This window comes from Azospirillum sp. TSO35-2 (assembly GCF_003116095.1).
Classification (GTDB): domain Bacteria; phylum Pseudomonadota; class Alphaproteobacteria; order Azospirillales; family Azospirillaceae; genus Azospirillum.
The window spans coordinates 24,173-49,875 of the sequence record NZ_LGRA01000018.1 but is presented as its reverse complement, the minus strand read 5'-3'; the positions used below and the strand labels follow the sequence as shown (position 1 = coordinate 49,875).

22 protein-coding genes are annotated in these 25,703 nt (G+C 68.7%); 10 read left to right on the top strand and 12 right to left on the bottom strand.

Annotated features, from left to right (window positions below; genetic code table 11):
• Nucleotides 1-59 precede the first annotated feature (59 nt).
• From TSO352_RS11255 to TSO352_RS11240, 4 genes are all read right to left on the bottom strand, one after another.
• Nucleotides 60-410 carry a hypothetical protein gene (locus tag TSO352_RS11255; RefSeq protein ID WP_247872037.1) on the bottom strand — a complete coding sequence of 117 codons (351 nt, stop codon included), beginning with the start codon at nucleotides 408-410 and terminating at the stop codon, nucleotides 60-62.
• 153 nt (nucleotides 411-563) lie between these two features.
• Nucleotides 564-2,192 carry an EAL domain-containing protein gene (locus TSO352_RS11250; protein ID WP_109107445.1) on the bottom strand — a complete coding sequence of 543 codons (1,629 nt, stop codon included), beginning with the start codon at nucleotides 2,190-2,192 and terminating at the stop codon, nucleotides 564-566.
• A 190-nt stretch (nucleotides 2,193-2,382) separates the two neighbouring features.
• On the bottom strand, nucleotides 2,383-3,162 hold the full coding sequence (locus TSO352_RS11245) for a helix-turn-helix domain-containing protein (RefSeq protein WP_109107444.1): 780 nt from the start codon (nucleotides 3,160-3,162) through the stop codon (nucleotides 2,383-2,385).
• A gap of 4 nt (nucleotides 3,163-3,166) precedes the next feature.
• Nucleotides 3,167-5,224, bottom strand: coding sequence for an EAL domain-containing protein (locus TSO352_RS11240; protein ID WP_109107443.1), 2,058 nt, complete (start codon nucleotides 5,222-5,224; stop codon nucleotides 3,167-3,169).
• A gap of 650 nt (nucleotides 5,225-5,874) precedes the next feature.
• Between TSO352_RS11240 and TSO352_RS11235 the strand changes: the two genes are divergently transcribed.
• Together TSO352_RS11235 and TSO352_RS11230 are read left to right on the top strand one after the other, a co-directional pair.
• Nucleotides 5,875-6,711 (top strand): formate/nitrite transporter family protein, encoded by an 837-nt coding sequence (locus tag TSO352_RS11235; protein WP_109107442.1) that lies wholly within the window; start codon nucleotides 5,875-5,877, stop codon nucleotides 6,709-6,711.
• A gap of 75 nt (nucleotides 6,712-6,786) precedes the next feature.
• The gene (locus TSO352_RS11230; RefSeq protein ID WP_109107441.1) at nucleotides 6,787-8,529 is read left to right on the top strand and encodes a bifunctional protein-serine/threonine kinase/phosphatase; all 1,743 of its coding nucleotides are present in this window, start codon (nucleotides 6,787-6,789) and stop codon (nucleotides 8,527-8,529) included.
• Nucleotides 8,530-8,593: 64 nt separating this feature from the next.
• On the opposite strand, the gene TSO352_RS11225 is transcribed toward TSO352_RS11230, so the two are convergent.
• Entirely contained in the window at nucleotides 8,594-8,782 is a 189-nt protein-coding gene (locus TSO352_RS11225; RefSeq protein ID WP_042695013.1) for a zinc-finger domain-containing protein, read from the bottom strand.
• 176 nt (nucleotides 8,783-8,958) lie between these two features.
• On the opposite strand from TSO352_RS11225, the gene TSO352_RS11220 reads away from it, so the two are divergent.
• From TSO352_RS11220 to TSO352_RS11200, 6 genes are all read left to right on the top strand, one after another.
• Nucleotides 8,959-9,969 carry an ABC transporter ATP-binding protein gene (locus tag TSO352_RS11220; RefSeq protein WP_109107440.1) on the top strand — a complete coding sequence of 337 codons (1,011 nt, stop codon included), beginning with the start codon at nucleotides 8,959-8,961 and terminating at the stop codon, nucleotides 9,967-9,969.
• Nucleotides 9,970-10,048: 79 nt separating this feature from the next.
• Nucleotides 10,049-10,966 (top strand): alpha/beta hydrolase, encoded by a 918-nt coding sequence (locus TSO352_RS11215; RefSeq protein ID WP_247872036.1) that lies wholly within the window; start codon nucleotides 10,049-10,051, stop codon nucleotides 10,964-10,966.
• A 99-nt stretch (nucleotides 10,967-11,065) separates the two neighbouring features.
• On the top strand, nucleotides 11,066-11,266 hold the full coding sequence (locus TSO352_RS32930; RefSeq protein ID WP_146210747.1) for a hypothetical protein: 201 nt from the start codon (nucleotides 11,066-11,068) through the stop codon (nucleotides 11,264-11,266).
• Between the two features lie 191 nt (nucleotides 11,267-11,457).
• Nucleotides 11,458-11,625 (top strand): hypothetical protein, encoded by a 168-nt coding sequence (locus TSO352_RS11210; RefSeq protein WP_247872035.1) that lies wholly within the window; start codon nucleotides 11,458-11,460, stop codon nucleotides 11,623-11,625.
• Between the two features lie 294 nt (nucleotides 11,626-11,919).
• Nucleotides 11,920-12,639 carry a hypothetical protein gene (locus tag TSO352_RS11205; RefSeq protein ID WP_109107437.1) on the top strand — a complete coding sequence of 240 codons (720 nt, stop codon included), beginning with the start codon at nucleotides 11,920-11,922 and terminating at the stop codon, nucleotides 12,637-12,639.
• Between the two features lie 182 nt (nucleotides 12,640-12,821).
• A complete protein-coding gene (locus tag TSO352_RS11200; RefSeq protein WP_109107436.1) occupies nucleotides 12,822-14,294 on the top strand; it encodes an MFS transporter in 1,473 nt (490 codons plus the stop codon).
• Nucleotides 14,295-14,296: 2 nt separating this feature from the next.
• On the opposite strand, the gene TSO352_RS11195 is transcribed toward TSO352_RS11200, so the two are convergent.
• The 3 genes from TSO352_RS11195 to TSO352_RS11185 form a co-directional block, all read right to left on the bottom strand.
• Nucleotides 14,297-15,013 (bottom strand): TetR/AcrR family transcriptional regulator, encoded by a 717-nt coding sequence (locus tag TSO352_RS11195; protein WP_109107435.1) that lies wholly within the window; start codon nucleotides 15,011-15,013, stop codon nucleotides 14,297-14,299.
• 147 nt (nucleotides 15,014-15,160) lie between these two features.
• Nucleotides 15,161-16,006 carry a universal stress protein gene (locus tag TSO352_RS11190; protein WP_247872034.1) on the bottom strand — a complete coding sequence of 282 codons (846 nt, stop codon included), beginning with the start codon at nucleotides 16,004-16,006 and terminating at the stop codon, nucleotides 15,161-15,163.
• 43 nt (nucleotides 16,007-16,049) lie between these two features.
• Nucleotides 16,050-16,733 carry a TetR/AcrR family transcriptional regulator gene (locus TSO352_RS11185; protein WP_109107433.1) on the bottom strand — a complete coding sequence of 228 codons (684 nt, stop codon included), beginning with the start codon at nucleotides 16,731-16,733 and terminating at the stop codon, nucleotides 16,050-16,052.
• A gap of 192 nt (nucleotides 16,734-16,925) precedes the next feature.
• Here TSO352_RS11185 and TSO352_RS11180 point away from each other — a divergent pair, with 192 nt between their 5' ends.
• Nucleotides 16,926-18,131: an efflux RND transporter periplasmic adaptor subunit gene (locus TSO352_RS11180; RefSeq protein WP_109107432.1), complete on the top strand. Its 1,206-nt coding sequence runs from the start codon at nucleotides 16,926-16,928 to the stop codon at nucleotides 18,129-18,131.
• A 17-nt stretch (nucleotides 18,132-18,148) separates the two neighbouring features.
• Nucleotides 18,149-21,295, top strand: coding sequence for an efflux RND transporter permease subunit (locus tag TSO352_RS11175; protein ID WP_109107431.1), 3,147 nt, complete (start codon nucleotides 18,149-18,151; stop codon nucleotides 21,293-21,295).
• 348 nt (nucleotides 21,296-21,643) lie between these two features.
• Here the strand turns inward: TSO352_RS11175 and TSO352_RS11170 are convergent, their stop codons facing one another.
• The 4 genes from TSO352_RS11170 to TSO352_RS11155 form a co-directional block, all read right to left on the bottom strand.
• Nucleotides 21,644-22,444, bottom strand: coding sequence for an ABC transporter permease (locus TSO352_RS11170; protein ID WP_109107430.1), 801 nt, complete (start codon nucleotides 22,442-22,444; stop codon nucleotides 21,644-21,646).
• On the bottom strand, nucleotides 22,441-23,391 hold the full coding sequence (locus tag TSO352_RS11165) for an ABC transporter permease (RefSeq protein ID WP_109107429.1): 951 nt from the start codon (nucleotides 23,389-23,391) through the stop codon (nucleotides 22,441-22,443). Before TSO352_RS11165 ends, TSO352_RS11170 begins: the two co-directional genes overlap by 4 nt.
• The gene (locus TSO352_RS11160) at nucleotides 23,388-24,461 is read right to left on the bottom strand and encodes an ABC transporter ATP-binding protein (RefSeq protein WP_109107428.1); all 1,074 of its coding nucleotides are present in this window, start codon (nucleotides 24,459-24,461) and stop codon (nucleotides 23,388-23,390) included. Before TSO352_RS11160 ends, TSO352_RS11165 begins: the two co-directional genes overlap by 4 nt.
• 94 nt (nucleotides 24,462-24,555) lie before the next feature.
• Nucleotides 24,556-25,602 carry an ABC transporter substrate-binding protein gene (locus tag TSO352_RS11155; protein ID WP_109107427.1) on the bottom strand — a complete coding sequence of 349 codons (1,047 nt, stop codon included), beginning with the start codon at nucleotides 25,600-25,602 and terminating at the stop codon, nucleotides 24,556-24,558.
• Between the last annotated feature and the right edge of the window lie 101 nt (nucleotides 25,603-25,703).

The following is a 25,703-nucleotide window of genomic DNA, read 5'->3' as shown; positions in this document are numbered from 1 at the left end:
ATGCGCGTCGCGCCCCACCGGAAGCCGTCCTTTTCGCCAAGCGCCCGGAGCCGGCCGGATCAGCGGATGTTGACGCTGAGGCCGAAGCCCGGGACCACCGGTGCCGGAGCGTAGACGACGGGCGGCGGCGCGTAGATCACCGGGGGCGGCGGCGCATAGATCACGCGCGGCTGCGGCGGCGCCACGATGACCGGGCCGGGCGCGTAGTAGACGTCGCGCTCGCGCCAGTGATGATGGTGGCGAGGACCATCCCAGCGCGGGCCGTCCCAGCCGCGGCGATCCCAATCCGGCCCGCCGCGCCACTCGCGGCCGCGGTCGCCGCGCCAGCCCCAATCATCGGCGGCGGCGGGGGCGACGGTGGCGCCCAGCATCGAACCGGCAACCAGAGCGCCCAGAACAGCGGCTTTCAAACCAAATCCAAAACGGCCAGACATTCCGGCGTCCTCCTGGTGTCGGGAACCAATCGCGTCCCTCATGACAGGATGAACGCGGCCCCCTTCCCTTTCATTCCATGGGACCGGCGAAGATTTCGTCCTATGACCTTGGCCGCATCCCCGGACGGCTCACGACCAGCTTTCCTGCAGCCCCGACCGCTTGGCGGCCGGCGGCGCGAACAGGCCGGCCGACTGGTAGGCCGGCCGGTCGGCGGGGCGGCCGAAATGGTAGCCCTGGGCCAGTTCGAAGCCCCAGGCGGTCAACTGCGCCGCCTGGTCGGGGGTTTCCACCATCTCGGCGATGACCTGCACGCGGATCTCGCGACACAAGCCCACCATGGCGCGCAGGATGGCGTCGTCGCGCGGGCTGCCGCCCAGCCGCTTCACATAGCTGCCGTCGATCTTCACGAAATCGACCGGCAGCGCCTGGATGTAGGGGAAGGAGGCCGCGCCGGCGCCGAAGTCATCCAGGCAGATGCGGTGCCCGGCCCGGCGCAGATCCTCCAGGATGCGGGCGGCGCGCGGCAGGTCGGTGAGGCCGGTCGATTCCGTCACCTCCACCAGCAGCCGCGACCGCAGCGCCGGGTTGCGCCCGACCAGCCGCTGGAAGGCGACGACGAAGATGTCGCTGCCCAGCGACGCCGCCGACATGTTGACGGCGATCTGCAGGCTGTTGTCGGCGCCCAGGACCTCCAGCGCCTTCTCGCAGACCAGCAGGTCGACGTCGTGGACCATGCCGATCTGCTCGGCGAAGGCGATGGTCGGGCCCGGCGCGCCGTTGGGGAAGCGGGCCAGCGCCTCGTAATGGTGCAGGCCGCGGGTGGCCAGCGACACGATCGGCTGGAACTGCAGCTTCAAGCGATCGTCGGTCAGGGTGGAGCGCAGGCTGGTCACCCGGGTGACCGTCTGGTCGACCAGGATCTTCACCGCGTCGGACATGGTGGCGATGTCGAAGCTGTGCTGCTCCTCGGCGAAGCTCTTGACCGTGAACATCAGCACCCGGCCGGCGTCCTCGCGGCTCAGCCCCGGCGCCGCCATGTCCAGCGTCAGGTTGTCGAGTTGCAGCGGCTGGCGGTCGGGCGACAGCCCGGCCCCGGCAACCGCGATCTCCGCGGCGAGCGCGGAGCCGGCGACGTCGTTGCCATGCACCAGCCCGAACCGGTCCTCGCCCAGCCGGGTCGCCAGCGTGTCGTCCGCGGCGTGGACGCGCAGCAGCGCGCCGACCTCGCCGAGCAGCCGCAACGTCAGCTCCGGCCCCAGGCGGGATTTCACCTCGCCGAAATCGGCGATCTTGAGCAGCGTCAGCTTGGGCGGCCCGGCGCCGACATCGACGCCGAACCGCTCGCCGAGCTGCGCCTGGAAGGAATCGGCGTCGAGCAGCCCGGTTTCCGCGTCGCGCGCCGGTGGGGCTGCGCCCGTCGCCGCGGCTTCGACCCGGGTCAGCGTCAGTTGCACGTTGGGGGACCGGCCGAGCCGATAACCCGACAGGGTGGCCTGCACCCCGCCGGCCAGCGCGACCGCCCGCGCCTCCAGCCGGCTGTTGGACCCGGCGGTGCGCAGCAGCCGCCGCACCAGCCCGCGGTCGCCGACCGCCACCACACGGTCGATCGGCTGGCCGACCAACTCGGCGTCGGTGGTGCCCAACAGGTTCTGCAGCGCGCCGGCGGCAAAGCCGATGACACCCCGCGCATCCACCTCGATCAGCACATCGGCGTTGGCGAACGCAAAGCCGAGGAACCGTGCGACGTCCGATGTCATGAAGCCTCGACACAGAATCGGTGGTGGCGGAGGAAGCCGGTCGCGGAGCAGGCTGGCCGTCGTCGTGACGCGCACGATGATGCGTCCACTTAACGTTTGCAGTCTAAACGTAAAGGAAACGCTACCACTATCGAAATTTCAGGGAAGCCGTCCCGACCAGTCGTTGCCGGACGCGATCCCGACGGGACATTCAGAACCAGCCGTCGTCCAGCACGGCGCCGATTCGCGCGGCGACCACGCGCATTTCCGGCAGCAGGAAACCGTCCAGCAGGTCCGCCGGCACCAGATCGCGGAAATGGACCAGCGACAGCCCGCCCACCGGGCGGCCGCCGACCAGGACGGGGATCGAGGCCATGCGCAGGCCGGGCGCCAGCGACGGGTATTCCCACAGCGCGTGGCCGCGCCCCCGCGCCGCCGCGACCTGGGCCAGGGTGGCTTCCACCGAGTCCGGGACCGCTCCGTCGGCGACCGATTCGCGGACGATGCGCTCCGCCTCGGCTTCCGGCAGGGCCGACAGATAGGCCAGCCCGGTGGCGGAGGCGACCATCGGGAAGCGCCGGTGTTCGAACAGGTTCAGCTTGATCGGCGCCGCGCTGCGGTTCGACACCTCGATGACGACGGAACGGCCCTCGGCCAGGAAGAACTCCGACGGCCATTTCACCCGCGCCGCCAGCTCGTCCAGCGGCGGCTGCACCAGTTGGGCGATCGGCGTGCGCTCCACCAGCGCGCGGGACAGGTTGCGGACCTTGGCGGTGACCTGATAGCCCTCCGCCTCGCCCAGATCCTCCAGATAGCCTTCATGGACCAGGGTCTGCACCAGCCGGATCACCGTCGCCTTGGGCAGGCGCGAGCGGCGCACCAGCTCGGCCACGGTGGGGCGCTGGATTTCGTTCGCCACCGCCAGCACGCGCAGGCCGCGGACCAGCGCGTTGACCGGCTTCGCCCCCGCGGCCCTGACACCGGCGGCCATGGCGTCAGGCCACGGCCACGGTGTCGCGCATGAAGGCTTCGAACAGGTCGACCGGCAGCGGCCGGCTGATCAGGAAGCCCTGGATGCGGGAGCAGCGCTGCAGGCGCAGCATGTCGGCCTGCTCCTGCGTTTCCACCCCCTCGGCAATGGTGTCGAAGCCCAGGCTTTCGGCGAGGTTGACGATGGTGCCGACGATGGCCGGGTCGGTGGAGGATTTGACGATGTCGCGGACGAAGCTGCGGTCGATCTTCAGCGTGTCGATCGGAAAGCGCTTCAGATAGGCCAGCGACGAATAACCGGTGCCGAAATCGTCGATCGACAGGCGAACGCCGATGTCCTTCAGCCCGTTGAGGATGGTCACCGCTTTTTCGATGTCGCCGATCATGGCGCCTTCGGTCAGCTCCAGCTCCAGCCGTTCGGGCGGGATGTCGGCGGATTCCACGACGCTGCGCACGAAGCCGACCAGCCGGGCATCCTGGAACTGGCGCGGCGACAAGTTGACCGACACCGACGGGATCGGGACGCCGCGCTGGATCCAGCCGGACAGGCGGCGGCAGGCCTCCACCAGCGTCCAGGCGCCGATTTCCCAGATCAGGCCGGTTTCCTCCGCCAGCGGAATGAACTCCGCCGGGCTGACCATGCCGCGGATCGGGTGGCGCCAGCGGATCAGCGCCTCCGCCCCGATCACCCGGTTGGCCGCCAGATCGACCTTCGGCTGGAAATACAGCTCGAACTCCTCGCCGCCGCCGGCCCGGCGCAGGTCGCTCTCCAGCCCCAGGGTGAAGCCGGACCGTTCACGCATGCCGCCGTCGTAGAAGACGTACTTGTGCTCCGGGTTGCGCTTGGCGTGGTACATGGCGAGGTCGGCGTTGCGCAGAAGCTGGTCGGCGCTGTCGCCGTCGTCGGGGTAGAAGGCCAGCCCGATCGACGCGCCGCAGAAAAGCTCCTGGTTGTGGACGCCGAAGGGCTCGTCCATCGAATAGAGGATCTTCTCGACCAGCCGGGCCCCGGCGGAGCGGTCGGCGGCATCGGGCGCCACGATCAGGAACTCGTCGCCGCCCAGCCGGCCGACGGTGTCGGTCATCCGGGTGCAGTTGCGCAGGCGCCGCGCCACCAGCTTCAGCAGCTCGTCGCCGGCGTGGTGGCCCAGCGTGTCGTTGACCTGCTTGAAGCGGTTGAGGTCGAGGAAGGCGACCGCGACCTTGCTCTTGTTGCGCTGGGCGCGGGCGATCGCCTCCTCCAGCCGTTCGCAGACCAGCCAGCGGTTGGGCAGGTCGGTCAACCGGTCAAAGCTGGCCTGATAGCGGATCTGGTGTTCCTGCGACTTGCGCTGGCTGATGTCGGCGATGGTGAGGACGTAATGCTCCAGCACGCCGCCGGGGGCGCGCACCGACGTCACCGACAGTGCGGCGGCGAAGGCGTCGCCGGAATGGCGGAAGCTGGTGACCTCGCCCTGCCAGCGGCCGGCGTGCCGCGCCGTGGTCCAGATCTCGTCGATGAAGGTGCGCTCGTGCGAGCCGGGGGCGAACAGCACCAGCGGATGGCGCAGCAGCTCCTCCCGCTGGAAGCCGGTCATGATCTCGTAGGCGGGGTTGATCGCCTGCACCGTCAGTTCGGGATCGACGATCAGGATGCCGTCGGCGACGCTGTCGAACACGGTGGCGAGCAGCCGGATCTTCTCCTCGTGCCGCTTGCGCTCGGTGATGTCCTGGACGGTGCCTTCGTAATAGCGGATGGCGCCGGCGGCGTCGCGGACGCAGCGCGCGCTTTCCGAAATCCATATGATGGAGCCGTCGCGGCGGAAGACCCGCGCCTCGAAGCTGTGGACCCGGTCCTGGCGGGCCATCAGGTCGGCAAAGGCCTCGCGCTTGCCAGGGTCGACGTAGAGCTGACAGGCGATGTCGGTGAGATTGGCAATCAGGTCGTCAGGCGAAGCATAGCCGTAGATGTCGGCAAGAGCTGGATTGACCCGCAGGTATCGACCGTCGATCGTCGTTTGATAAATGCCTTCGACGGCATTCTCAAAGATGCTTCGATACTGTTCTTCCGTCTCGTGACTCATTCCGCGCGCCTCATCCGACGCCAAGCCCGACCCGCCTGGAAACAACATATGTTTACAACTCAAACAACAATTGTGGAACTTCCACCATTCCGCAATGCGGCAAAGTAGACGCCGGTTCGATCAAGCGCGTCAAGCACCATCGCTGGCAGTCTGGCATAGGCCAAAAGGAAAATATAACAAATTTGCAACCGAAACCGCCCGACGCTTCGAAGATGCCGGCGCACGGCCTCCCAAGCCCTTGAACAGAAAAATATATATTAGAGTGTGTTGTTGATTTTTTGAAAGATGGGTCGCCGGTCGGCGCCAGCCGCCATCACCGGCCTGCCGTCGTTGCGGCGCACAATGACCAGTTTTTGCTCAGAACAGCACAGTGTTTGAGCAACAGCCGGGTGAACCGCCGAACCACGATGCCGGTCCGCCGCGGAAACCCGGCGTTTCCGCAATCGCCGTCGTTGGCACGCGCCGTGCAGTGCTGTTCGGCGTTCAAGCCAACGGCGGCTTGACCACCGCGGCGCCAAAGACCCGGCTCGCACCCCCATCATACGCAACGCTGCTCCCGTCCCCGCCCCCGCCGCGGCGCCTTTGCCGATGCGCGTGGGCCGGACCGGACGCTCCCTTGCCGCTCCCGCACACGATAAAGGGGACTTGTCATGTCGTATCTGGTGCCCTCCGAGTTCGTCACCAAGATGGTCGACGCCGGTGAATCCAAGGTGTTCATGTCCACCCGCGACACCGTCATCCGGGCCTACATGGCAGGGGCGATCCTGGCGCTCGCCGCCGTCTTCGCGGTCACGGTCACCGTCCAGACCGGCTTCCCGATCATCGGCGCCATCCTGTTTCCCGTCGGCTTCTGCATGCTCTATCTTCTGGGCTTCGACCTGTTGACCGGGGTGTTCGTGCTGTCGCCGCTCGCCCTGATCGACAAGCGTCCGGGCGTGACGGTGGCCGGCGTGCTGCGCAACTGGGGCCTGGTCTTCGTCGGCAACTTCCTGGGGGCGCTGACCGTCGCGCTGATGATGGCCGTCGTCTTCACCTACGGCTTCTCCACCGCGCCGGACAAGGTCGGCACGGTGATCTCGCACATCGGCGAGAACCGGACGCTCGGCTACGCCCAGTATGGTGCGGCCGGCATGCTGACCATCTTCCTGCGCGGCATGCTGTGCAACTGGATGGTCTCGACCGGCGTCGTCGGCGCCATGATCTCCACTTCGGTCAGCGGCAAGGTGATCGCCATGTGGATGCCGATCATGCTGTTCTTCGGCATGACCTTCGAGCATTCGGTGGTGAACATGTTCCTGTTCCCGTCGGCGATGCTGATGGGCGGCAACTTCTCGATCATGGACTACATGATCTGGAACGAGCTGCCGACCGTGCTCGGCAACCTGGTCGGTGGCCTCGCCTTCACCGGGCTGACGCTCTACGCCACCCACGTCCGCACCGCGCCGAAGCGCCGGCTGCACGCCGCCGGCCTCCAGCCGGCCGAATAAGGACGCTTCCCCTCCTCCCCCCCTTGCTTCCTCGCCCCGGCCCCGGCGGCCGGGGTTTTCCTCACCGGAGACACCATGGCGGGCGCGTTGCGGATCTCCATCGGCCAATGCTCCGACAAGGGCCGGAAGGACTCCAACCAGGACTTCCACGGCGCGCTGATCCCGACCGCCCCGCTGTTGGGACTGAAGGGCATCGCCGTCGCCCTGGCCGACGGCATCAGCACCAGCGCGGTCAGCCACATCGCCAGCGAATCCGCGGTGAAGAGCTTCCTGACCGACTATTACTGCACCCCGGACTCCTGGTCGGTGAAGACCGCCGCCCAGCGGGTGCTGACAGCGACGAACTCCTGGCTGCACGCGCAGAACCGGCGCAGCGAGTACCGCTTCGACCAGGACCGCGGCTATGCCTGCACGCTGAGCGCCCTGGTGGTGAAATCATCCACCGCCCACCTGTTCCACGTCGGCGATTCCCGCATCTACCGCATCGCCGGCCGCGCGCTGGAGCAGTTGACCACCGACCACCGCGTCGTCGTCTCGCGCGAGGTCAGCTATCTCGGCCGGGCGATGGGCGTTGGTCCGCATCTGGAGATCGACTACCGCGAGTTGGCGGTCGAGCCGGGCGATGTCTTCCTGCTGGCGACCGATGGGGTCTACGAGCATGTCGATGCCGAATTTTTAATCACGACGATCGGCCGCGACGCCGACGACCTCGACCGCGCAGCCCGACTCGTGGTGGAGGAGGCGCTGCGGCGTGGCAGCCCGGACAACCTCACCCTCCAGATCCTGCGCATCGACGGCGTGCCGGACGCCGAAGCCGACGACCTGTTCCACCGGCTGGCCGAACTGCCGCTGCCGCCGCTGCTGGAACCGCGGGCGGTGTTCGACGGCTACACCATCCTGCGCGAGCTGCACGCCAGCAGCCGCAGCCACGTATATCTGGCCAGGGACGGCGACGCCCTTGCTCCCGTCGTGCTGAAGGTGCCGTCGATCGACCGGCGCGACGACCGCGCCTATCTGCGGCGCTTCCTGCTGGAGGAATGGATCGCCCGGCGGGTCAGCGGCGCCCACATCGGCAGCGCCCATGTGCTGAAGCCGCCGCCGCAGACCCGGCCGCGCCGGCACCTCTACGTCGTGACCGAGTATATCGAGGGCCAGACCCTGACCCAGTGGATGCGCGACCATCCCCGGCCCGACCTGCCCACCGTGCGCGGCATCGTCGAGCAGATCGGCAAGGGGCTGCAGGCCTTTCACCGCATGGAGATGCTGCACCAGGACCTGCGGCCCGACAACGTCATGATCGACGGCAGCGGAACGGTGAAGATCATCGATTTCGGCTCGACGCTGGTGCCCGGCATCCTGGACTCGCTGCCGGAGGTCGACCGCCACACCATCCTGGGCACCGTCCAGTACACCGCGCCGGAGTATTTCCTGGGCGAGGGCGGATCGCCGGCCTCCGACCTCTACGCGCTGGGGGTCATCACCTACCAGATGCTGACCGGTCACCTGCCCTACGGCACCCAGGCCGCCAACGCGACGACCAGGGCGCGGCAGCACAAGCTGATCTACCGCCCGGCGCTGGCCGACGATCGCGACGTCCCGGTCTGGCTCGACGGGGTGCTGCGCAAGGCGGTCCACCCGGACCCGGCCAAGCGCTATCAGGAACTGTCGGAGTTCCTCTACGACCTGCGCCACCCGCGCAAGGCGTTCACCGGCCGCGCCGGCCTGCCGCTGATAGAACGCAACCCGCTGCTGTTCTGGAAGACGCTGTCCACCCTGCTGGCGCTGGCCGTGCTGGTCCTGCTGGCCATGCGGACCTAGCCGGACGGCGCGTCAGGACCCCCGCCCGGTGTGCGGCGGGGGCTTGCGACCGGCGCCGCCGGGCTCAGTGCCCGTGGGCGACCTTGGCACCTTCCTTCAGCTTGAACAGGCGCGAGCAGTAGGGGCACTCGACCTGGCCCTCGCGGTCCAGCGTCAGGTAGACCAGCGGATGGCCCAGGGCACCGCCGCCGCCGTCGCACCCGACGGTCGAGGTTTCAACAAGGATCGTCTCGGTCGGCTGCATGGCAGTCATCCTCTGTTTTGACAGGCGCGCCGGTTCGCGCCATCGTGGACGCGCCCACATGACCGGGTCCCCGATGGGGTGCCGCGCGCGGCCGGATGATACCGATCGCGCGCCGCGGATCAACGGGGGATCCGACGGACCTGAGGGCTTTTTCACCGAATGCGACAACCAGGATTTCCGAACACATGGCCGCGCCCACCGACACCCCCTCGCCCGTCTCGCTTCCGGCCAACGCGGTCGAGCTGCGCGGCCTGACCAAGATCTACCAGCCGACCGGCAAGGCCGGGCCGAAACACGCGCTGAAGGGCATCGACCTCGTCATCCCGCGCGGCTCGCTGTTCGGGCTGCTGGGGCCGAACGGCGCCGGCAAATCGACCATGATCAACATCCTGGCCGGCCTGGTGAACAAGACCGGCGGCACCGCCACCATCTGGGGCCACGAGGTGGCGGATCATCCGCGCCGCGCCCGCGCCTCGATCGGCGTGGTGCCGCAGGAGCTGAACATGGACCCCTTCTTCACCCCGCGCGAGATGCTGGAGCTTCAGGCCGGCCTCTACGGCGTGCCCAAGCGCGAACGGCGGACGGACGAGCTGCTGGCGGCGGTCGGCCTGTCCGACAAGGCCGACGCACACGCCCGCTCGCTGTCGGGCGGCATGAAGCGCCGGCTGATGGTCGCCAAGGCGATGGTCCACACCCCGCCGGTGCTGATCCTCGACGAACCGACCGCCGGCGTCGACGTCGAACTGCGCCGCCAGCTCTGGGAGTATGTGCGCCTGCTGAACAAGTCGGGCACCACGGTGCTGCTGACCACCCACTACCTCCAGGAGGCGGAGGAGCTGTGCGACACCATCGCCATCATCAACCATGGCGAGGTGGTGGCGTGCGAGCCCAAGACGACGCTGCTGCGCCGGGTCGACAACAAGGCGCTGTGCCTGACGCTGGAACGCGACCTGGCGGAGGCGCCGGCCACGCTGGACGGCTACACCGTGGAGTTGCCGGAGCCGCGGCGGCTGATCGTCCGCTACCAGCCGAGCCGGCAGCGCGCCGGCGCCATCCTGTCGGCGCTGGCGGCGTCCGGCATCGGGATCGTCGATGTCACGACCGAGGAATCGGATTTGGAGGATATATTCCTCCAACTGACGGGTGGTGCTCACCACGATTCAGGGGGCGAAACAGGGGTAGTCCATGCGGCGTAGCGGGCTGGCGGCTGTCGGGCGTTCGGCGGTCCTGGGATTGGGTCTGTTGCTCGGCGGCTGCGCCGCGGATTTTCAACCGATGGGGATGGCCGTGGTCCAGCCCAGGCTGAACGACCACGTCCTGGTCGCCGCCGACGGGTTCGAGCTGCCGTTGCGCGCGTGGCTGCCGGCCGACGGCAAGCCGCGGGCGGTGGTGGTGGCGCTGCACGGCTTCAACGACTACTCCAACGCCTTCGACGGCGCCGGCCGCGACTTCGCGGCGCAGGGCATCGCCACCTACGCCTACGACCAGCGCGGTTTCGGCGCCTCCCGCGAACCCGGCGTGTGGCCCGGCACCGCGACGCTGGTTGCCGACGCCCGCACGGCGGTGGAGCTGGTGCGGCAGCGCCACCCCGGCCTGCCGGTCTACCTGATGGGCGAGAGCATGGGCGGGGCGGTGGTGCTGACCGCGATGACCGGCCCCAACCCGCCCAAGGTCGACGGCACCATCCTGGTCGCCCCCGCCGTCTGGGGCCGGCAGGCGATGGGCTTCTTCCCGCGCGCCGCCCTGTGGGTCACCTACAACCTGGTGCCCGGCATGGTGGTGCACCCGCCACGCGACCTCGACATCCACCCCTCCGACAACATCGAGATGCTGCGGGCGCTGGGCCGCGATCCGCTGGTCATCAAGGGCTCCCGCGTCGATGCGCTGGAGGGGCTGACCGACCTGATGGGATCGGCGCTCGACGCCTGCCAGCGTCTCCAGGTGCCGTCCCTGGTGCTCTACGGCGCGCACGAGGAGGTGCTGCCGCCCCGGCCGGTCGAACGCGCGCTGAAGGACTTCGAGGCCGGCGGCCGCCACATCGTCGCCGTCTATCCCGACGGCTACCACATGCTGCTGCGCGACCTGAAGGGCCAGCTCGTCCGTCACGACATCGCCGCCTGGATCGAGAACCCCCGCACCCCACTGGCGAGCGGCGCCGACCGCGCCCCGCGCGCGTTGCTGGCGGCCAAATAGCGACCGCAGGGCGGCCGTTCCCAAAATTGTCACATAGGCCGCCGCGATGATCGGCTGGGCTGATTGTTTTCCCGCAATGCTGGTATGTGGCATCGACGGATGACGATCATGACCCGGGACCACGCTCAAGACCATGCCCCCGCGCTGCGGCTTTCGCCTGCCGAAGTCCAGGCGGTTGCGGCGCAACTGAAGGTATCACCGTTGTGGGTGCGGACGGCGCTGCTGTTCCGTCCGGCCAACCGGGCCGCTCTGGTGGCGCTGATCGGCTGGGCCTGCGGATTGCCGCTGCCGCCTGTCTGAAAGGGCGTGGGGGAGCGACACGCTGTCGCAGCTAAAGGTATAATACCCGTTAGCACCAAAGCCACTCTGCCACTCTCAGCGGTTGAGGGTTAAGGTACCGCATAAGCGGACACCGAACGTCTCCGATGGGAGGAACCATGCACAGCGCCGAACCTCAGGTTACCTCGTCCAGTTCCGTACGAATCCCGAGCGTGCAGCCCTTGGATGTGCAGACCATCGCCGACCGCTATGGTTGGACGACGCCGATGGCCCGCTGGTGGATGGCCTTCGCCTCGTCGTCGGTCGGTCCCAAGCCTGAAACCATGATCGCCTTCCTCGACAAGACCGTCGGCGGCGTCACCATGATCCGCCGCAGCTGACGCGCGACGGGTGAGTGTCGGATGAAACGGCCCCGCGGGTTGATCCCGCGGGGCCGTTTGCTTGTGTGGGTGCTGGGCGTGCGGTGCCTTTTTCAGTCCCTCTCCCGGGGCTCTCAGCGGATCTTCGATCCGCCTGACGCCGTCAGCACAAACGAAGTTTGTGCGAGAGGCGGGAGAGGGAGCCAAATGCAATCACCCCAAGGTCAGGACGACCACCTTTTGCACAAACCCTCCCAGTCAAGGAACAAATTCCCATAAACTCGCCGCAAACCCACCCGCTTGCGGAGCCGCGCCATGCCCCTCGACGCCCGTACCCTCGCCGCCGACGCTCTCAACGGCGACCACTTCCCCCGCTGGGCGGAGGAGCCGCCGATCCCGCAGGAGGGCTCGCTGGTCCCCGGTTCGCAATTCCATGAGGAGCAATGGATCATGGCCGCCGGCATGCTGGCGCACGGGAACAGCTTCCTGCAGGTCGCCCGCGCCATGGGGTGCAGCCGCACCACGTTGTGGCGGGCCTATTACGGCTCCAAGGATTTCCGCATCCGGGTGTGGTGGGAACGCGAGGCGCTGAACCGCGAGGCCGAACTGCGCCTCGCCTCGCTGCGCGCCCTGGTGGCCGAACAGATCGAACGGCTGGTGTCCGCCGGCGATGCCACGACGGTGCGCTGGCTGGCCGAGCGGCTCGGCCTGTTCGCCGGCCTCGACGCCCGGCCCGCTCCCACCCGGCCCGCTCCCGCCAAACCGCCCGCCGCGCCGGACCAGCCCCGCCGCCGGCCGACGCCCGGGGACGCCCCCGCCATCACCGTCCCCGAACTGGACGACGACCTCCCCGGCGCGCTGCGCGAGCGCACGCCGCCCGATCCGGCCGTGATCGCCGCGATCCTCGCCCGGCCGGAGGCGGCGGGACCGAAGGGCGTCTTTCCCTGGACCTTCAACCCGCAGGATCCCGTCGCCACCCTCGCCGCCGGCCCGGTGAACCGCCGCGCCGCCGGTCCCTTCTCCCGCCGTCCGTAGAGAGCCCGCCGGTCGATGCAACATCCGGCCGCGGGATGTTCCACGCTGTTCCACACCCACCGCCAAACGCGATCACCCGGCATCCGGGGGAAACCTTTCCCCGCCTCCAACCGTTTTGGAACGAACGCGGGGCCCCCCGCACCCGCTTCGTCCCCGCGCATCGCCGAGGAGTTCCGCCCGCCATGACTGCCGCACAACGCGCCGAGGCGGTCCGCAGCCTCGTTCCGGCCCGGATGGACCGCCTGCCCTGGGCCCGCTTCCACTGGATGGTGGTGGCCGGGCTGGGGGTCAGCTGGATCCTGGACGGCATCGAAATCCAGTTGATCTCCGCCTCCGGCTACAAGGACAGCCTGGGCATGTCGAGCGCCGAGGTCGGCTTCGCCGGCACCGCCTATCTGATCGGGCAGGTGGTCGGCGCGCTGGTCTTCGGCCGGCTGACCGACCGCTGGGGCCGGAAGAAACTGTTCATCACCACGCTGGCCCTCTATCTGGTCGCGTCGGGGGTGGCGGGGCTGGCCTGGACACCGTGGTTCCTCTATCTCTGGCGCTTCGTCGCCGGGATGGGCATCGGCGGCGAGTACGCGGCGATCAACTCGGCCATCGACGAGCTGATTCCCGCCCGCTACCGGGGGCGGGTCGACATCGCCATCAACGGCACCTATTGGGCGGGCGCGATGATCGGCGCGGTTGGCAGCGTCTTCCTGCTCGACCATGCGCTGCTGCCGGAGGATGTCGGCTGGCGGCTGGCCTTCTTCATCGGCCCGCTGCTCGGCCTCGTCATCATCCAGCTGCGCCGGCACATCCCGGAAAGCCCGCGCTGGATGGTGACCCACGGGCTGGAGGACGAGGCGGAACGCATCGTCGACGGGATCGAAGCCAGCGTGCGGGCGCAGGGAAAACCGCTGTCGCCGGTCGATCCCCGCCGCGCCATGTCGATCATCCCGGAGGATTCGGTGACGCCCGCCCAGTTGGTGGACGTCTTCTTCCGGCAATACCCGTCGCGAACCTTCCTGGGCGTGACGATGATGATCACGCAATCCTTCCTCTACAACGCGATCTTCTTCACCTACGCGCTGGTGCTGCAGAACTTCTACCACCTCGATCCGTCGCAGACGGCGCTGTACTTCTTCCCCTTCGCCGCCGGCAACCTGATCGGCCCGCTGCTGCTCGGCCCGCTGTTCGACACGGTCGGCCGGCGCCGCATGATCTTCGGCACCTACCTGCTGTCGGGCATCGTCCTGCTCGCCTCCGCCTTCCTGTTCCGGCAGGGGGTGCTGACGGCGAACACCCACACCGTCTTCTGGTGCGTGTCCTTCTTCTTCGCCTCGGCCGGCGCGTCGTCGGCCTACCTCACCGTCAGCGAGATCTTCCCGCTGGAGGTGCGGGCGCAGGCGATCTCCTACTTCTTCGCCATCGCCCAGGTGGTCGGCGCGACCGGGCCGCTGCTGTTCGGCTGGCTGGTGGGGGAGGGGACGGAGCGCGACCCGCTGTTCTGGGGCTATGTGGTCGGCTCGGTCGTGATGATGGTCGGCGGCCTCGTCGCCCTGGTCTACGGCGTCGACGCCGAGGGCAAGGGGCTGGAGGACATCGCCGAGCCGCTGACCAAGGCCGACCGCAAGGGCGGGGTCGGCGCCGCCGCGGTCGAAGTGCCGTGATCCTACGGCGTTGCGGCGCCGCCCGGGCGGACGCCGCTGAGGAACAGGACGACCGCCTGCCGGACGTAGCGGTCGATCTCGGCGATCGGCGGGGCGCTCTCCGGCAGGACCAGGCGGCGGAGCAGCAGGTTCCCGGTCACCATGCCCAGGAAGGCGCGGGCGGCGATCTCCGGGTCGTCGATGCGCAGGGTTCCGGCGCCGGACAGGCATTCCAGATACTCCGCCAGCCGCTGCACCGCGGTTTCGGGGCCGATGCGGAAGAAGGTTTCGGCGATGTCGGGAACACGACCGCCTTCGGCCACCAGGATGCGGACGATGGAGGTCGTCTTGTCGTTCAGCAGGGCGTGCGCCAGATGCAGCGCGAAGGCGGTCAGCCCGGCCTCGGGCGAGGCGCGGTCGTCGGCCTGGGCGGCGGCCAGCCCGGCCAGGATGTGGGCGCTGTTTTCCTCCATCATCGCGCGGAACAGCCCGGCCTTGTCGCCGAAATGCTCGTAGAGCGTGGCGCGGGACCCGCCGGCCTGGGCGATGATGTCGCTGAGCGTGGTCTTCTCGAAGCCCTTGTCGATGAACAGGCGCCGGGCGGCTTCCAGGATCGCCTGCCGGCGCGCCATCCCGCGCGGCCCGACGGTGGATTGGTCCCTGGCGGGCTGCTCCCCAGTGGGCAGGCCCCCGGTGGACAGGCCCCCAGTGGACAGGCCTTTGTGGCTGCTGCTGATCATCGTCGCGTTTCCCTGCCGGCCGCGGCGGCGCCCGCGGCCGGTGTTGTCTCATGCTGGTGCCGCGCCTTTGCGCGCACGCTAATGCAGAACGCCGGTGCCGAACAGGCGGCCGTCACGCCGGGCGAAAAAGACGCAGCGGTCGCGTCCTCACCGCGACAGCAGGATCGGCGTGTTCGCCTTGGCCAGGACAGTCCGGGTGGTGCCGCCGAAGACGAACTCGCTGATCCGGGGCCGGCCATAGGCGCCCATCACCAGCAGATCGGCGTCGATCGATCGCGCATGCTCCAGCAACACCGTGCCGGCGTCCTTGCCGGGGCATTGCTCCAGCACCACTTCAACCCCGTTGCGGGCCAGATGGCGCGCCATGTCGGCGCCGGGGTCGGCGCTCAGCCAGCCGTTGGGCCGTGCTTCCGGCACCACGACCAGATGCACCACATCGGCGGCGGTCAGGAACGGCATGCCGAGTGCGATGGCGGTGGTCGCCTCGCGGCTGCCGTTCCAGCCGACGATGATCCGGCGGCCGGTGCGATGCGACGGCCAGCCCGCCGGCAGCAGCAGGGTGGGGCGCCCGGAGGTGAAGATGACGTCCTCCGACAGGCTCAGCATCTGCGGCCGCCGGGCCGGTTGCCCCAGCCGGGACGGCGGACCGACGATGGCGAGCCCGGCGTGCCGGGCGTGGAGCATCAGGGCCTCGCCGGACTCGTGGTCGGACAGGCGCCATTCGCCGGTGATGCCGGCGTCGGCCACCACATGGTCGAACAGGCGGCGCGTGTCGGCCGCCGCCTCCTGCGTGGCGGTGCGATGCAGGCGGAGCATGGCTTCCACCCCGCTGCCGCGGGCGAAGCCGTGGCTGGGGATGAGATCCAGCCGGTTGACGACGAAGGTGGCGATCAGATGCGCGCGCCAGAGCCGGGCCAGCGCCGCGGCGTAGGCCAGACGGCCGGCCCGTTCCTCATCCGCCTCGATGAATACGACAATGTCCTTGGGCAACACGGGAGCACCTCATGATCTGCGATGGAAACGGGCCGGTCGGCCGTCAGGGGTTCGGAAGGGTGGGGGATGGCGGCGCCGCGCCGCGCAGGAACAGCCGGACGCAGGCGCGGACATAGGATTCGACCGGAGCCGGCGCGACCGGTCGGTCGGGCAGGACCAGCCGCTCCAGCAGCAGGTTGCCGGTCACCATGCCGCAGAAGGCCTGGGCGGCCATGTCCGGATCGGCGATGCGGATGTGTCCCGCCGCGGCCAGATCGCGGAAGCAGCCGGCCATCCGCTCCCGCGTCCGTTCCGGCCCGACGCGGACGAAGGTCTGCACGAGGTCGGGGATGCGCGCGCCCTCGGAAATGAGCGTCCGCAGGATGGCGGTCGTTTCCGGCGCCATCAGCCAACGGGCGATGTGCAGGCCGATGCGGGTCAACCGCTCCTCCGGGTCGTCCGTCTCGTCGGCCGTCCGGTCGGGCACCATCTCGTCCAGCACGCGGGCGCAATGCTCCTCCATCATGGCGCGGAAGAGGCCGCCCTTGTCGCCGAAATGCGTGTAGAGCGTGGTGCGCGAGCCGCCGGCCTGCCGCAGCACGTCGCTGAGCGAGGTGGCCGCGAAGCCTTTTTCCACGAACAGCGCCGCGGCGGCGTCCAGCAGGGCGCGGCAGCGCGTCTGGCCGCGGGCGCTGATCGCCAGCCGGTCCGGTTCCGACCGGTCCGGTCCGGCAGCGGCAGGACCCATACCCGCTTTGTGATCCAGCCCCGTGTCGGGCATGTGAGGAACCCCCTTGCGCGCCGCTGCGATCTGAATGTATCGTCTGGTACAGTGTACTGTATGAGACAGTACTAAGCAACGGGGATGTGCCGGACCGTCTGAAGCCCGGCGTAACAGGGAGACGGGGCCGCCACCGCGCGGGCCTTGACGAGGAAAGAGATGTCCAGACCCAACACACTGATCCCACTGGCCGTGGCGGCCTCGTTGATCGTGGCGCTCGCCGGCTGCAACCAGCAGAAACAGGCCGCCGGCCGGCCGGCGGCCGGACCGCCCGAGGTGACGGTGGTGACCATCGAGCCGAAGCCGGTGACGGTGACGACCGAACTGCCGGGCCGCACCGCCGCCTATCGCGTCGCGGAAATCCGGCCGCAGGTCAGCGGCATCGTGCTGAAGCGCTTGTTCCGCGAGGGCAGCGACGTCAAGGCCGGCGACCAGCTCTACCAGATCGACCCGGCGACCTACGAGGCGTCGCTGGCCAGCGCCCAGGCCGACGTCCAGAAGGCAGAGGCCAACCTGCAGGCCGCCCGCAACAAGGCGGCGCGCTACGGCGACCTCGTCAAGAACAGCGTCGTCAGCAAGCAGGACTTCGACGACGTCCAGGCCTCGCTGAAGCAGAACGAGGCGCAGGTCGCCTCGGCCAAGGCCGCCTACAACCTCGCCCGCATCAACCTCGACTACACCAAGGTGTTCGCGCCGATCTCCGGCCGCATCGGCAAGTCGGCGGTCACCGAAGGCGCGCTCGTCACCGCCAACCAGTCGACGGCGCTGGCGACCGTGCAGCAGTTCGACCCGATCTACGTCGACGTGACGCAGACCGCCTCCCAACTGATGAAGCTGCGCGAGGACATGGCGAGTGGCCGCATCCGCCCGGCCGAAGCCGGCAAGATCCCGGTCACCCTGTTCCTGAACGGCCTGGACGGCGCCTATCCGGCGAAGGGGGAACTGCAATTCTCCGACGTCACCGTCGATCCGGGCACCAGCTCCGTCCAGTTGCGGGCCGTCTTCCCCAACCCGAACAAGGACCTGCTGCCCGGCCTGTTCGTCCGCGCCCGGATCGAGCAGGGCGTGGCCGACAAGGCGATCGTCGTGCCGCAGGCCGCCGTCAGCCGCGGCCCGGACGGCACCGCCCAGGTCTGGGTGGTCGGCGCCGACAACAAGGCAACGGTGCGCCTGATCAAGACCGAGCGCGCCCTCGACAACGGCTGGCTGGTGTCGGACGGCCTCGCTCCCGGTGAGCGGGTGGTGGTCGAGGGCCTGCAGAAGGTCAAGCCCGGCGCCGAGGTGAAGCCGGTCCCGGCCCCGAACGCCGTCGCCGCCCTGCCGGAACGCGCCGCTTCGGACCGTGCGGCCCCGGCCGCGCGCTGATCCAGGATACCCGAACCATGTCCAAGTTCTTCATCGACCGTCCGGTCTTCGCCTGGGTCATCGCCATCGTCATCATGATGGCCGGCGCCCTGGCGATCCTGCGGCTTCCCGTCGAGCAGTACCCGAAGATCGCGCCGCCGACGGTGTCGATCACCGCCAGCTATCCCGGCGCGTCGGCCAAGACGCTGGAAGACACCGTCACCCAGGTCATCGAGCAGAAGATGACCGGGCTCGACCATTTCCGCTACATGTCCTCCAGCAGCGATTCGTCGGGCAACGTCACCATCACCCTGACCTTCGAGCCGGAGGCCAACCCCGACATCGCCCAGGTCCAGGTGCAGAACAAGCTGCAACTGGCGACCCCCCTGCTGCCGCAGGAGGTCCAGCAGCGCGGCCTTCAGGTGTCGAAGGCCGGCAACGACTTCCTGATGGTGGTCGGCTTCGTGTCGGGCGACGGGCGGCTCAGCCAGGGCGACATCGCCGACTACGTGACCTCCAACCTCCAGGACACCATCAGCCGGGTGGAGGGCGTCGGCGACGTCACCGTGTTCGGGCCGCAGCACGCCATGCGCATTTGGCTCGACCCCGACGCGCTGAACAGCCACAACCTGACCACCACCGACGTCACCAGCGCGATCAAGACCGAGAACGCGCAGGTCTCCGCCGGGCAGCTCGGCGGCGCGCCGGCGGTGCCGGGCCAGCAGATCAACGCCACCATCACCGCCCAGACCCGCATGCAGACGCCGGAACAGTTCGGCGGCATCCTGCTGCGGGTGAATCCGGACGGGTCGCAGGTGCGGCTGCGCGACGTCGCGCGGATCGAGATCGGCTCCGAAACCTACGAGATCTCCGCCAACTACAACGGCAAGCCGGCGGCCGGTGTCGGCATCAAGCTGGCGACCGGCGCCAACGCGCTGGACACCGCCGCCGCGGTCAAGGCGCGCGTCGCCGAGCTGGAGGCGTTCTTCCCCGCCGGGCTGGAGGTGATCTACCCCTACGACACCACACCCTTCGTCCAGCTGTCGATCCACGAGGTCATCAAGACGCTGTTCGAGGCCATCGTCCTCGTCTTCGTCGTGATGTACCTGTTCCTCCAGAACTTCCGGGCGACGCTGATCCCGACCATCGCGGTGCCGGTGGTGCTGCTGGGCACCTTCGGCGTGCTGTCCGCCTTCGGCTTCTCCATCAACGTGCTGACCATGTTCGGCATGGTGCTGGCGATCGGCCTGCTCGTCGACGACGCCATCGTCGTGGTCGAGAATGTCGAGCGCGTGATGAGCGAGGAGGGGCTGCACCCGCGCGACGCCACGCGCAAGTCGATGGACCAGATCACCGGCGCGCTGGTCGGCATCGCGCTGGTGCTGTCGGCGGTGTTCGTGCCGATGGCCTTCTTCGGCGGGTCGGCCGGCGCCATCTACCGCCAGTTCTCGTTGACCATCGTGTCGGCGATGGCGCTGTCGGTGCTGGTGGCCCTGGTGCTGACCCCGGCGCTGTGCGCCACCATCCTGAAGCCTTTGTCGGCGGACCATGGGCACGCGCCGCGCCGCGGCTTCTTCCGCCTGTTCAACCGCGGCTTCGACGCCACCAGCCGGGTCTATGTCGGCGGCGTGCGCGGGGCGGTGTCGCGGCTCGGCCGGTTCTTCCTGGCCTACGCCCTGATCCTGGGCGGCCTGGGCTACCTGTTCGTGCAGATGCCGTCCTCCTTCCTGCCGACGGAGGACCGCGGCCAATTGTTCGTGCTGTGGTCGGCGCCGCCGAACGCCAGTATCGAGCGCACGTCGGAAACCGCCAAGACCGTCACCGCCTATTTCCTGGAGCAGGAGAAGGACAGCGTCGAGGGCCTGTTCTCCATCGTCGGCTTCAACTTCGCCGGCCGCGGCCAGAACGCCGGCATGGCCTTCGTCCGGCTGAAGGACTGGAGCGAGCGCGGAGCGCCGGAACGCAAGCCGCCGGCGATCGCCGACCGGGCCATGGGCGCCCTGTCGCGCCTGAAGGACGCGGTGGTGTTCTCCTTCCTGCCGCCGTCGGTGCCGGGCCTCGGCAACGCCACCGGCTTCGACCTGCAGCTGGTCGACCGCGGCGGGCTGGGCCACGACCGGCTGATGCAGGCGCGCAACCAGCTGCTGGGTATGGCGGCGCAGAACCCCAAGCTGGTCGGCGTCCGCCCGAACGGGCTGGAGGACACGCCGCAGTTCCGGCTGGACATCGACCGCGAGAAGGCCAGCGCGCTGGGCCTGTCGCTCAGCGACATCAACACGACGCTGTCGGCGGCCTGGGGCTCGTCCTACGTCAACGACTTCATCGACAACGGCCGGGTGAAGAAAGTCTATCTCCAGGCCGACGCGCCCTACCGCATGCAGCCGAGCGACATCGACCGCTGGTATGTGCGCAACGGCAGCGGCCAGATGGTGCCCTTCTCCGCCTTCTCGATGGCGCATTGGACCTTCGGGTCGCCGAAGCTGGAGCGCTACAACGGCGCCTCGTCCGTCAACATCCAGGGTTCGGCCGCGCCCGGCATCAGCTCCGGCGAGGCGATGACCGAGATGGAGGCGATGATGGCGAAGCTGCCGGAGGGCATCGGCTACGAATGGACCGGCCTGTCCTACGAGGAGCGGCTCAGCGGCTCGCAGGCGCCGGCGCTCTACGCCCTGTCGATGATCATCGTCTTCCTGTGCCTCGCGGCCCTCTATGAGAGCTGGTCGGTGCCGGTGTCGGTCATCCTGGTGGTGCCGCTGGGCGTCATCGGCGCGGTGCTGGCGGCGACGCTGCGCGGCCTGCCGAGCGACGTCTATTTCCAGGTCGGCCTGCTGACCACCATCGGCCTGTCGGCGAAGAACGCCATCCTGATCGTCGAGTTCGCCAAGGCGCTGTACGACCAGGGCATGGAGCTGAAGGAGGCCGCCATCGAGGCCTGCCGCCAGCGCCTGCGCCCGATCATCATGACGTCGATGGCCTTCATCCTCGGCGTGCTGCCGCTGGCGATCTCCACCGGCGCCGGCTCGGAAAGCCAGAACGCCATCGGCGTCGGCGTGATGGGCGGCATGATCTCCGCCACCGTGCTGGCGGTGCTGTTCGTGCCGGTGTTCTTCGTCACGGTCTACCGCCTGTTCGTTCGTCGGCGGCCCGGTCACGGCACCCTGCCGCAGCCGGCGGCGGGGGACTGAACCGGAACGAGCGCCGGGTCCCTGGGGCCCGGCGCTTTTCCTTGTGCGGTCAGGCGAGCGGCCGGCGCGGCGCGTCTGTGGAACGTTTGAAACAGGATGAAACGTTTTTCCGGCGATGTTCCACTGTTCCATCCGCTGGAACCGGCGCGGTCATCCCATGCAGTCGGCGAGAGCAGGGAAGTGGCCGCGGCGGGCATGGCGATAGCCTCTCAGCTGGTCTTGCGGCGCGTTGTATAGCTATATATTCCTAACATCCCATGCCCAGCTTGTGCAAACTCCCTGTGCGATTGCCCCGCGACCGCTCGTGCCAGGAGCCCGTGACGATGTTCCATCACGAGCCCCTGGTCCTCAATCGCGACCCTTGCCGACCAGCAGCCGTTCCAGCCCATAGACACGGTCGAGCACCAGCATGGCGGCGACGGTCAGGAAGATCAGCACCGCCGACACCGCGGCGACCAGCGGGTCGATGTTGTCCTGGATGTAGAGGAACAGGCGCACCGGCAGGGTCGTGGTCTCCGGCGAGGCGATGAAGACGGTCATCGTCACCTCGTCGAAGCTGTTGATGAAGGCCAGCACCCAGCCGCTCGCCACGCCGGGCAGGATCAGCGGGAGCGTCACCCGGCGGAAGCAGGTCCAGGCGGAGGCGCCGAGCGAGGCGGCGGCGTTCTCCACCGCGCGGTCCATGCCGGTGGAGGCCGCCAGGATCAGCCGCAGGGCGAAGGGCAGGATGATGATGACGTGGCTCAGCACCAGACCGGCGAAGGTGCCGCCCAGCCCGATCATGGTGAAGAAGCGCAGGAAGGCGATGCCCAGCACGATGTGCGGCACCATCAGCGGCGACAGGAACAGCGCCTGGATCGCCTCGCGCCCGAAGAACTGGTGGCGGGCGATGGCGAGCGCCGCCGGCACCGCCACCAGGATCGCCAGGGTGGAGGACAGCGCCCCCAGCAGCAGGCTGTCCTTGAAGGCGCGGATGAACTCCGGGTTGTCGCCGATGGCGCGGAACCAGCGCAGCGACAGCCCGTGCGTCGGCAGCGACAGGTAGCCTTCGGAGGTGAAGGCGACGGCGCAGACGATCAGGATCGGCGCCAGCAGGAATCCCAGGAACAGGCAGTGGAAGACCAGGGCGAGCGGGCCGTTGCGGTTCATTCGAACACCTGTTTGTAGCGACGTTCGACCAGACGGTTGCAGCCAACGATGATGACGATGTTGGCGAGCAGCAGCAGGACCGCGACGGTGGCGCCCAACGGCCAGTTCAGCGTGTTGAGGAACTCGTCGTAGGCCAGCGTCGCCGCCACCTTCAGCCGCCGCCCGCCGATGATCGCCGGGGTGGCGAAGGCGCTGGCCGCCAGGGCGAAGACGATGATGGAGCCCGACAGGATGCCCGGCACGATCTGCGGCAGCACCACCCGGCGCATCACCGTCAGCGGCCCGGCGCCCAGCGACAGGGCGGCGTTCTCCACCTGCGGGTCGAGCCGCTGCAGCGAGGCCCAGACCGACAGCACCATGAAGGGCACCAGCACATGGGTCAGCGCGATGACGACGCCGGTCTCGGTGTACATGAACTCGATCGGCGTCGCGATCAGCCCCAGCGCCATCAGCCCCTGGTTGACGAGGCCGGTCGAGCCGAACAGCAGCGCCCAGCCCAGCGTGCGCGACACCACCGAGATCAGCAGCGGCCCCAGCACGATCAGCAGGCACAGGCCGCGCCACGGCGAGTCCATGCGGCGCAGGATGTAGGCCTCCGGCGCGCCGAACAGGGCGCAGAGGACGGTGACCACCGCGGCGATGCGGAAGGTGCGCAGGAACACCTCGTGGAAATAGCTGTCGGTGAGGATGTCGATGTAGTTGTCGAACTGCCAGACGTCGGCGATGCCGCCGTAGAAGCTGAAGCTGTTCAGCGACAGCAGGAAGGTCATCGCCAGCGGCACCAGCAGCAGCACCGCGAACAGGGCGATGCCGGGCGCGCTCAGCAGATAGGGCGCCCACGACCGGCGGTGCGGCCGGCTGGCGGGGGGAGGTGCGTGCGCGGCCGGGTTGGCGGCGGATGGCGGGATGTCAGCCACTTGGCTGTCGGTGGAGGCCGCCATGGTCATGCCGCCTCCCGGGAGGCCGACGCCTCCGGTTCGGCGGCTGGCATCACCGCCATGTCCTCGGCCCGCCAACCGACCATCACCCGCCCGCCCTCGGCCGGCAGGGGGGAGCCGTCATGCTGGCGGATCACCGTCATGCGGCCGGCGGCGGTCTCGACCTCGAACAGCCACTGCGTGCCCTGGAAGACGCGGGTCCGCACCGTGCCGCTGAGGCCGCCGGCGTCGACGAAGCCGACCTTCTCCGGCCGCACCGCCAGCGCCCCCGGGCCGGACGGCAGCGGCTGCGACACCGGCCAGACGCTGTCGGCGACGACGATGGTCGTGCCGGCCGGCCCGTTGCCGACCAGCCCGGGCAGCAGGTTGGTGCGGCCGAGGAAGTTGGCGACGAAGGCGTTGGCGGGGCGGTCGTAGGCCTCCTGCGGGGTGGCGACCTGCTGGATGCGGCCCTTGTTCATCACCACGACGCGGTCGGACAGCGCCATCGCCTCCGACTGGTCGTGGGTGACCAGGATCATGGTGGTGCCGACGGTGCGCTGGATGCGGCGCAGCTCGATCTGCATCTCCTCGCGCATCTTGGCGTCCAGGTTCGACAGCGGCTCGTCCAGCAGCAACAGGCTGGGCTTGATCACCAGCGCCCGCGCCAGCGCCACGCGCTGCTGCTGGCCGCCCGACATGCGGCGGGGGTGGCGGTCGCCGTATTGTTCCAGCCCGACCAGCTTCAGCGCGTCGGCGACCATGCGGTCGCGGTCGGCGCGGTTGATCCGGCGCATCTCCAGCCCGAAGGCGACGTTCTCGGCGGCGGTCATGTGCGGAAACAGGGCGTAGCTCTGGAACACGATGCCCAGCCCGCGCTCGTTCGGCTTCTTGGCCAGCAGATCCTGGCCATCCAGCGTCACCCGCCCACCGTCGGCGTCGAGGAAGCCGGCGATCATCTGGAGGGTGGTGGTCTTGCCGCAGCCGGACGGCCCCAGCAGCGAGATCAGTTCACCCTTCTCCACCGTCAGCGAGACGCGGTCGACCGCCGTCCAGTTGGAGAAGCGCTTGGTCAGTTGGTCGAGCACCAGATAGGTCATACCGTCATCTCCCGTCGCCGTATCCCGCCGTCATGTCCCGCGGCGTGCGCCGCTGGGGTCCGGCGATTGGGCCGGATCCCGGCGGCTCGCCGGATCAGCGCTCGATCTCGCGGGTCCAGCGCTTGTTCCACACTTCGCGGTTCGCGTTGATGGTGTTCCAGTCCACCACCAGCAGCTTGCCGACCTGTTCGGGGCCGTAGGGGATGCCGACCTGCTTGTCGGCCGGCAGTTCCACCGTCTTGTTGACCGGACCGAAGCCGGCGCTGACCGCCAGCGAGGTCTGCGCCTCCACCCCCAGCATGTGCTGGATGAAGGCCTGGGCCTCCGGCGCGTTTTTGCTGCCGGCGACCTGGCAGGCGGCGGAGCCGAGCACGACGCCGCCCTCCTTCGGGTAGGTGAAGGCGGCGGGGAAGCCGGTGTCGGCCAACGCCTTGGCCCGGCCCGACCCCCAAATGGCGATCACCGCCTGGTTGCTCTGGAACAGCTCGGTCATCTTGCCGGGCGACGGTTCGTAGGCCAGGACGTTCGGGTTGATCTTGTCCTTGAACTCCTTGAAGCCCGGCTCGATGTTGGTTTCGCCGCCACCATTCAGCCGTGCCATCATCACCAGCGCGTGCAGGCCGTAGCTGTTGTTGATCGGCGGCACCGCCAGCTTCTTCTTGAAGCGCGGATCCTCGATGTCCTTCCACGAGGTCGGGGCCGGGATCTTGTTCTCGTCGAAATACGCCTTGTTGTAGACGATGCCGGTGCCGACCGCGCCGAAGTTGATCGCCTTGCCCGAGGGCATCTTCGCCAGATCATAGAGCTGGTCGTAGACCGGCGCCTTGGCGAGGTCGCCGCAGAAGTTCAGCGCCACCGCCTGGTACATCGGCCCGTCGTCGAGGATGACGACGTCGATCTGCTGGTTGCCCTTCTGCGCCTGGAGCTTGGCGAGGTTGTCGGTGGAGTTGCCGGCGACATACTCCACCTTCACCCCGGTCGCCTTCTCGAAGGCCGGGATGATCTCCTTGCGCATGGTCTGCTCGAACGACCCGCCATAGGCCGCGACGTAGATCGTCTTTTCCTGGGCTTGGGCCTGCACCGGGGCCAGACCGCAGCACAAGGCCGCCGTCGCCATCAACCCGCACATCACGGACCGCATCGTCGTTCTCCTCGTTGTATCCCTGTTCGGTGGTCCTGAGGTCATGGGGCCCGTTTCCATTGGAAGGGATCAGTGCGTTACTGCCCGTCGTCTTGCCACCC

Coding starts and splice junctions, on each gene's coding strand:
- TSO352_RS32930 (WP_146210747.1), top strand. CDS start 11,066: ATGACGATCATGACCCGGGACCACGCTCAAGACCATGCCCCCGCGCTG.
- TSO352_RS11245 (WP_109107444.1), bottom strand. CDS start 3,162: ATGGCCGCCGGTGTCAGGGCCGCGGGGGCGAAGCCGGTCAACGCGCTG.
- TSO352_RS11230 (WP_109107441.1), top strand. CDS start 6,787: ATGGCGGGCGCGTTGCGGATCTCCATCGGCCAATGCTCCGACAAGGGC.
- TSO352_RS11235 (WP_109107442.1), top strand. CDS start 5,875: ATGTCGTATCTGGTGCCCTCCGAGTTCGTCACCAAGATGGTCGACGCC.
- TSO352_RS11250 (WP_109107445.1), bottom strand. CDS start 2,192: ATGACATCGGACGTCGCACGGTTCCTCGGCTTTGCGTTCGCCAACGCC.
- TSO352_RS11160 (WP_109107428.1), bottom strand. CDS start 24,461: ATGACCTATCTGGTGCTCGACCAACTGACCAAGCGCTTCTCCAACTGG.
- TSO352_RS11220 (WP_109107440.1), top strand. CDS start 8,959: ATGGCCGCGCCCACCGACACCCCCTCGCCCGTCTCGCTTCCGGCCAAC.
- TSO352_RS11165 (WP_109107429.1), bottom strand. CDS start 23,391: ATGACCATGGCGGCCTCCACCGACAGCCAAGTGGCTGACATCCCGCCA.
- TSO352_RS11185 (WP_109107433.1), bottom strand. CDS start 16,733: ATGGGTCCTGCCGCTGCCGGACCGGACCGGTCGGAACCGGACCGGCTG.
- TSO352_RS11225 (WP_042695013.1), bottom strand. CDS start 8,782: ATGACTGCCATGCAGCCGACCGAGACGATCCTTGTTGAAACCTCGACC.
- TSO352_RS11180 (WP_109107432.1), top strand. CDS start 16,926: ATGTCCAGACCCAACACACTGATCCCACTGGCCGTGGCGGCCTCGTTG.
- TSO352_RS11175 (WP_109107431.1), top strand. CDS start 18,149: ATGTCCAAGTTCTTCATCGACCGTCCGGTCTTCGCCTGGGTCATCGCC.
- TSO352_RS11195 (WP_109107435.1), bottom strand. CDS start 15,013: ATGATCAGCAGCAGCCACAAAGGCCTGTCCACTGGGGGCCTGTCCACC.
- TSO352_RS11200 (WP_109107436.1), top strand. CDS start 12,822: ATGACTGCCGCACAACGCGCCGAGGCGGTCCGCAGCCTCGTTCCGGCC.
- TSO352_RS11170 (WP_109107430.1), bottom strand. CDS start 22,444: ATGAACCGCAACGGCCCGCTCGCCCTGGTCTTCCACTGCCTGTTCCTG.
- TSO352_RS11205 (WP_109107437.1), top strand. CDS start 11,920: ATGCCCCTCGACGCCCGTACCCTCGCCGCCGACGCTCTCAACGGCGAC.
- TSO352_RS11155 (WP_109107427.1), bottom strand. CDS start 25,602: ATGCGGTCCGTGATGTGCGGGTTGATGGCGACGGCGGCCTTGTGCTGC.
- TSO352_RS11215 (WP_247872036.1), top strand. CDS start 10,049: ATGGGGATGGCCGTGGTCCAGCCCAGGCTGAACGACCACGTCCTGGTC.
- TSO352_RS11240 (WP_109107443.1), bottom strand. CDS start 5,224: ATGAGTCACGAGACGGAAGAACAGTATCGAAGCATCTTTGAGAATGCC.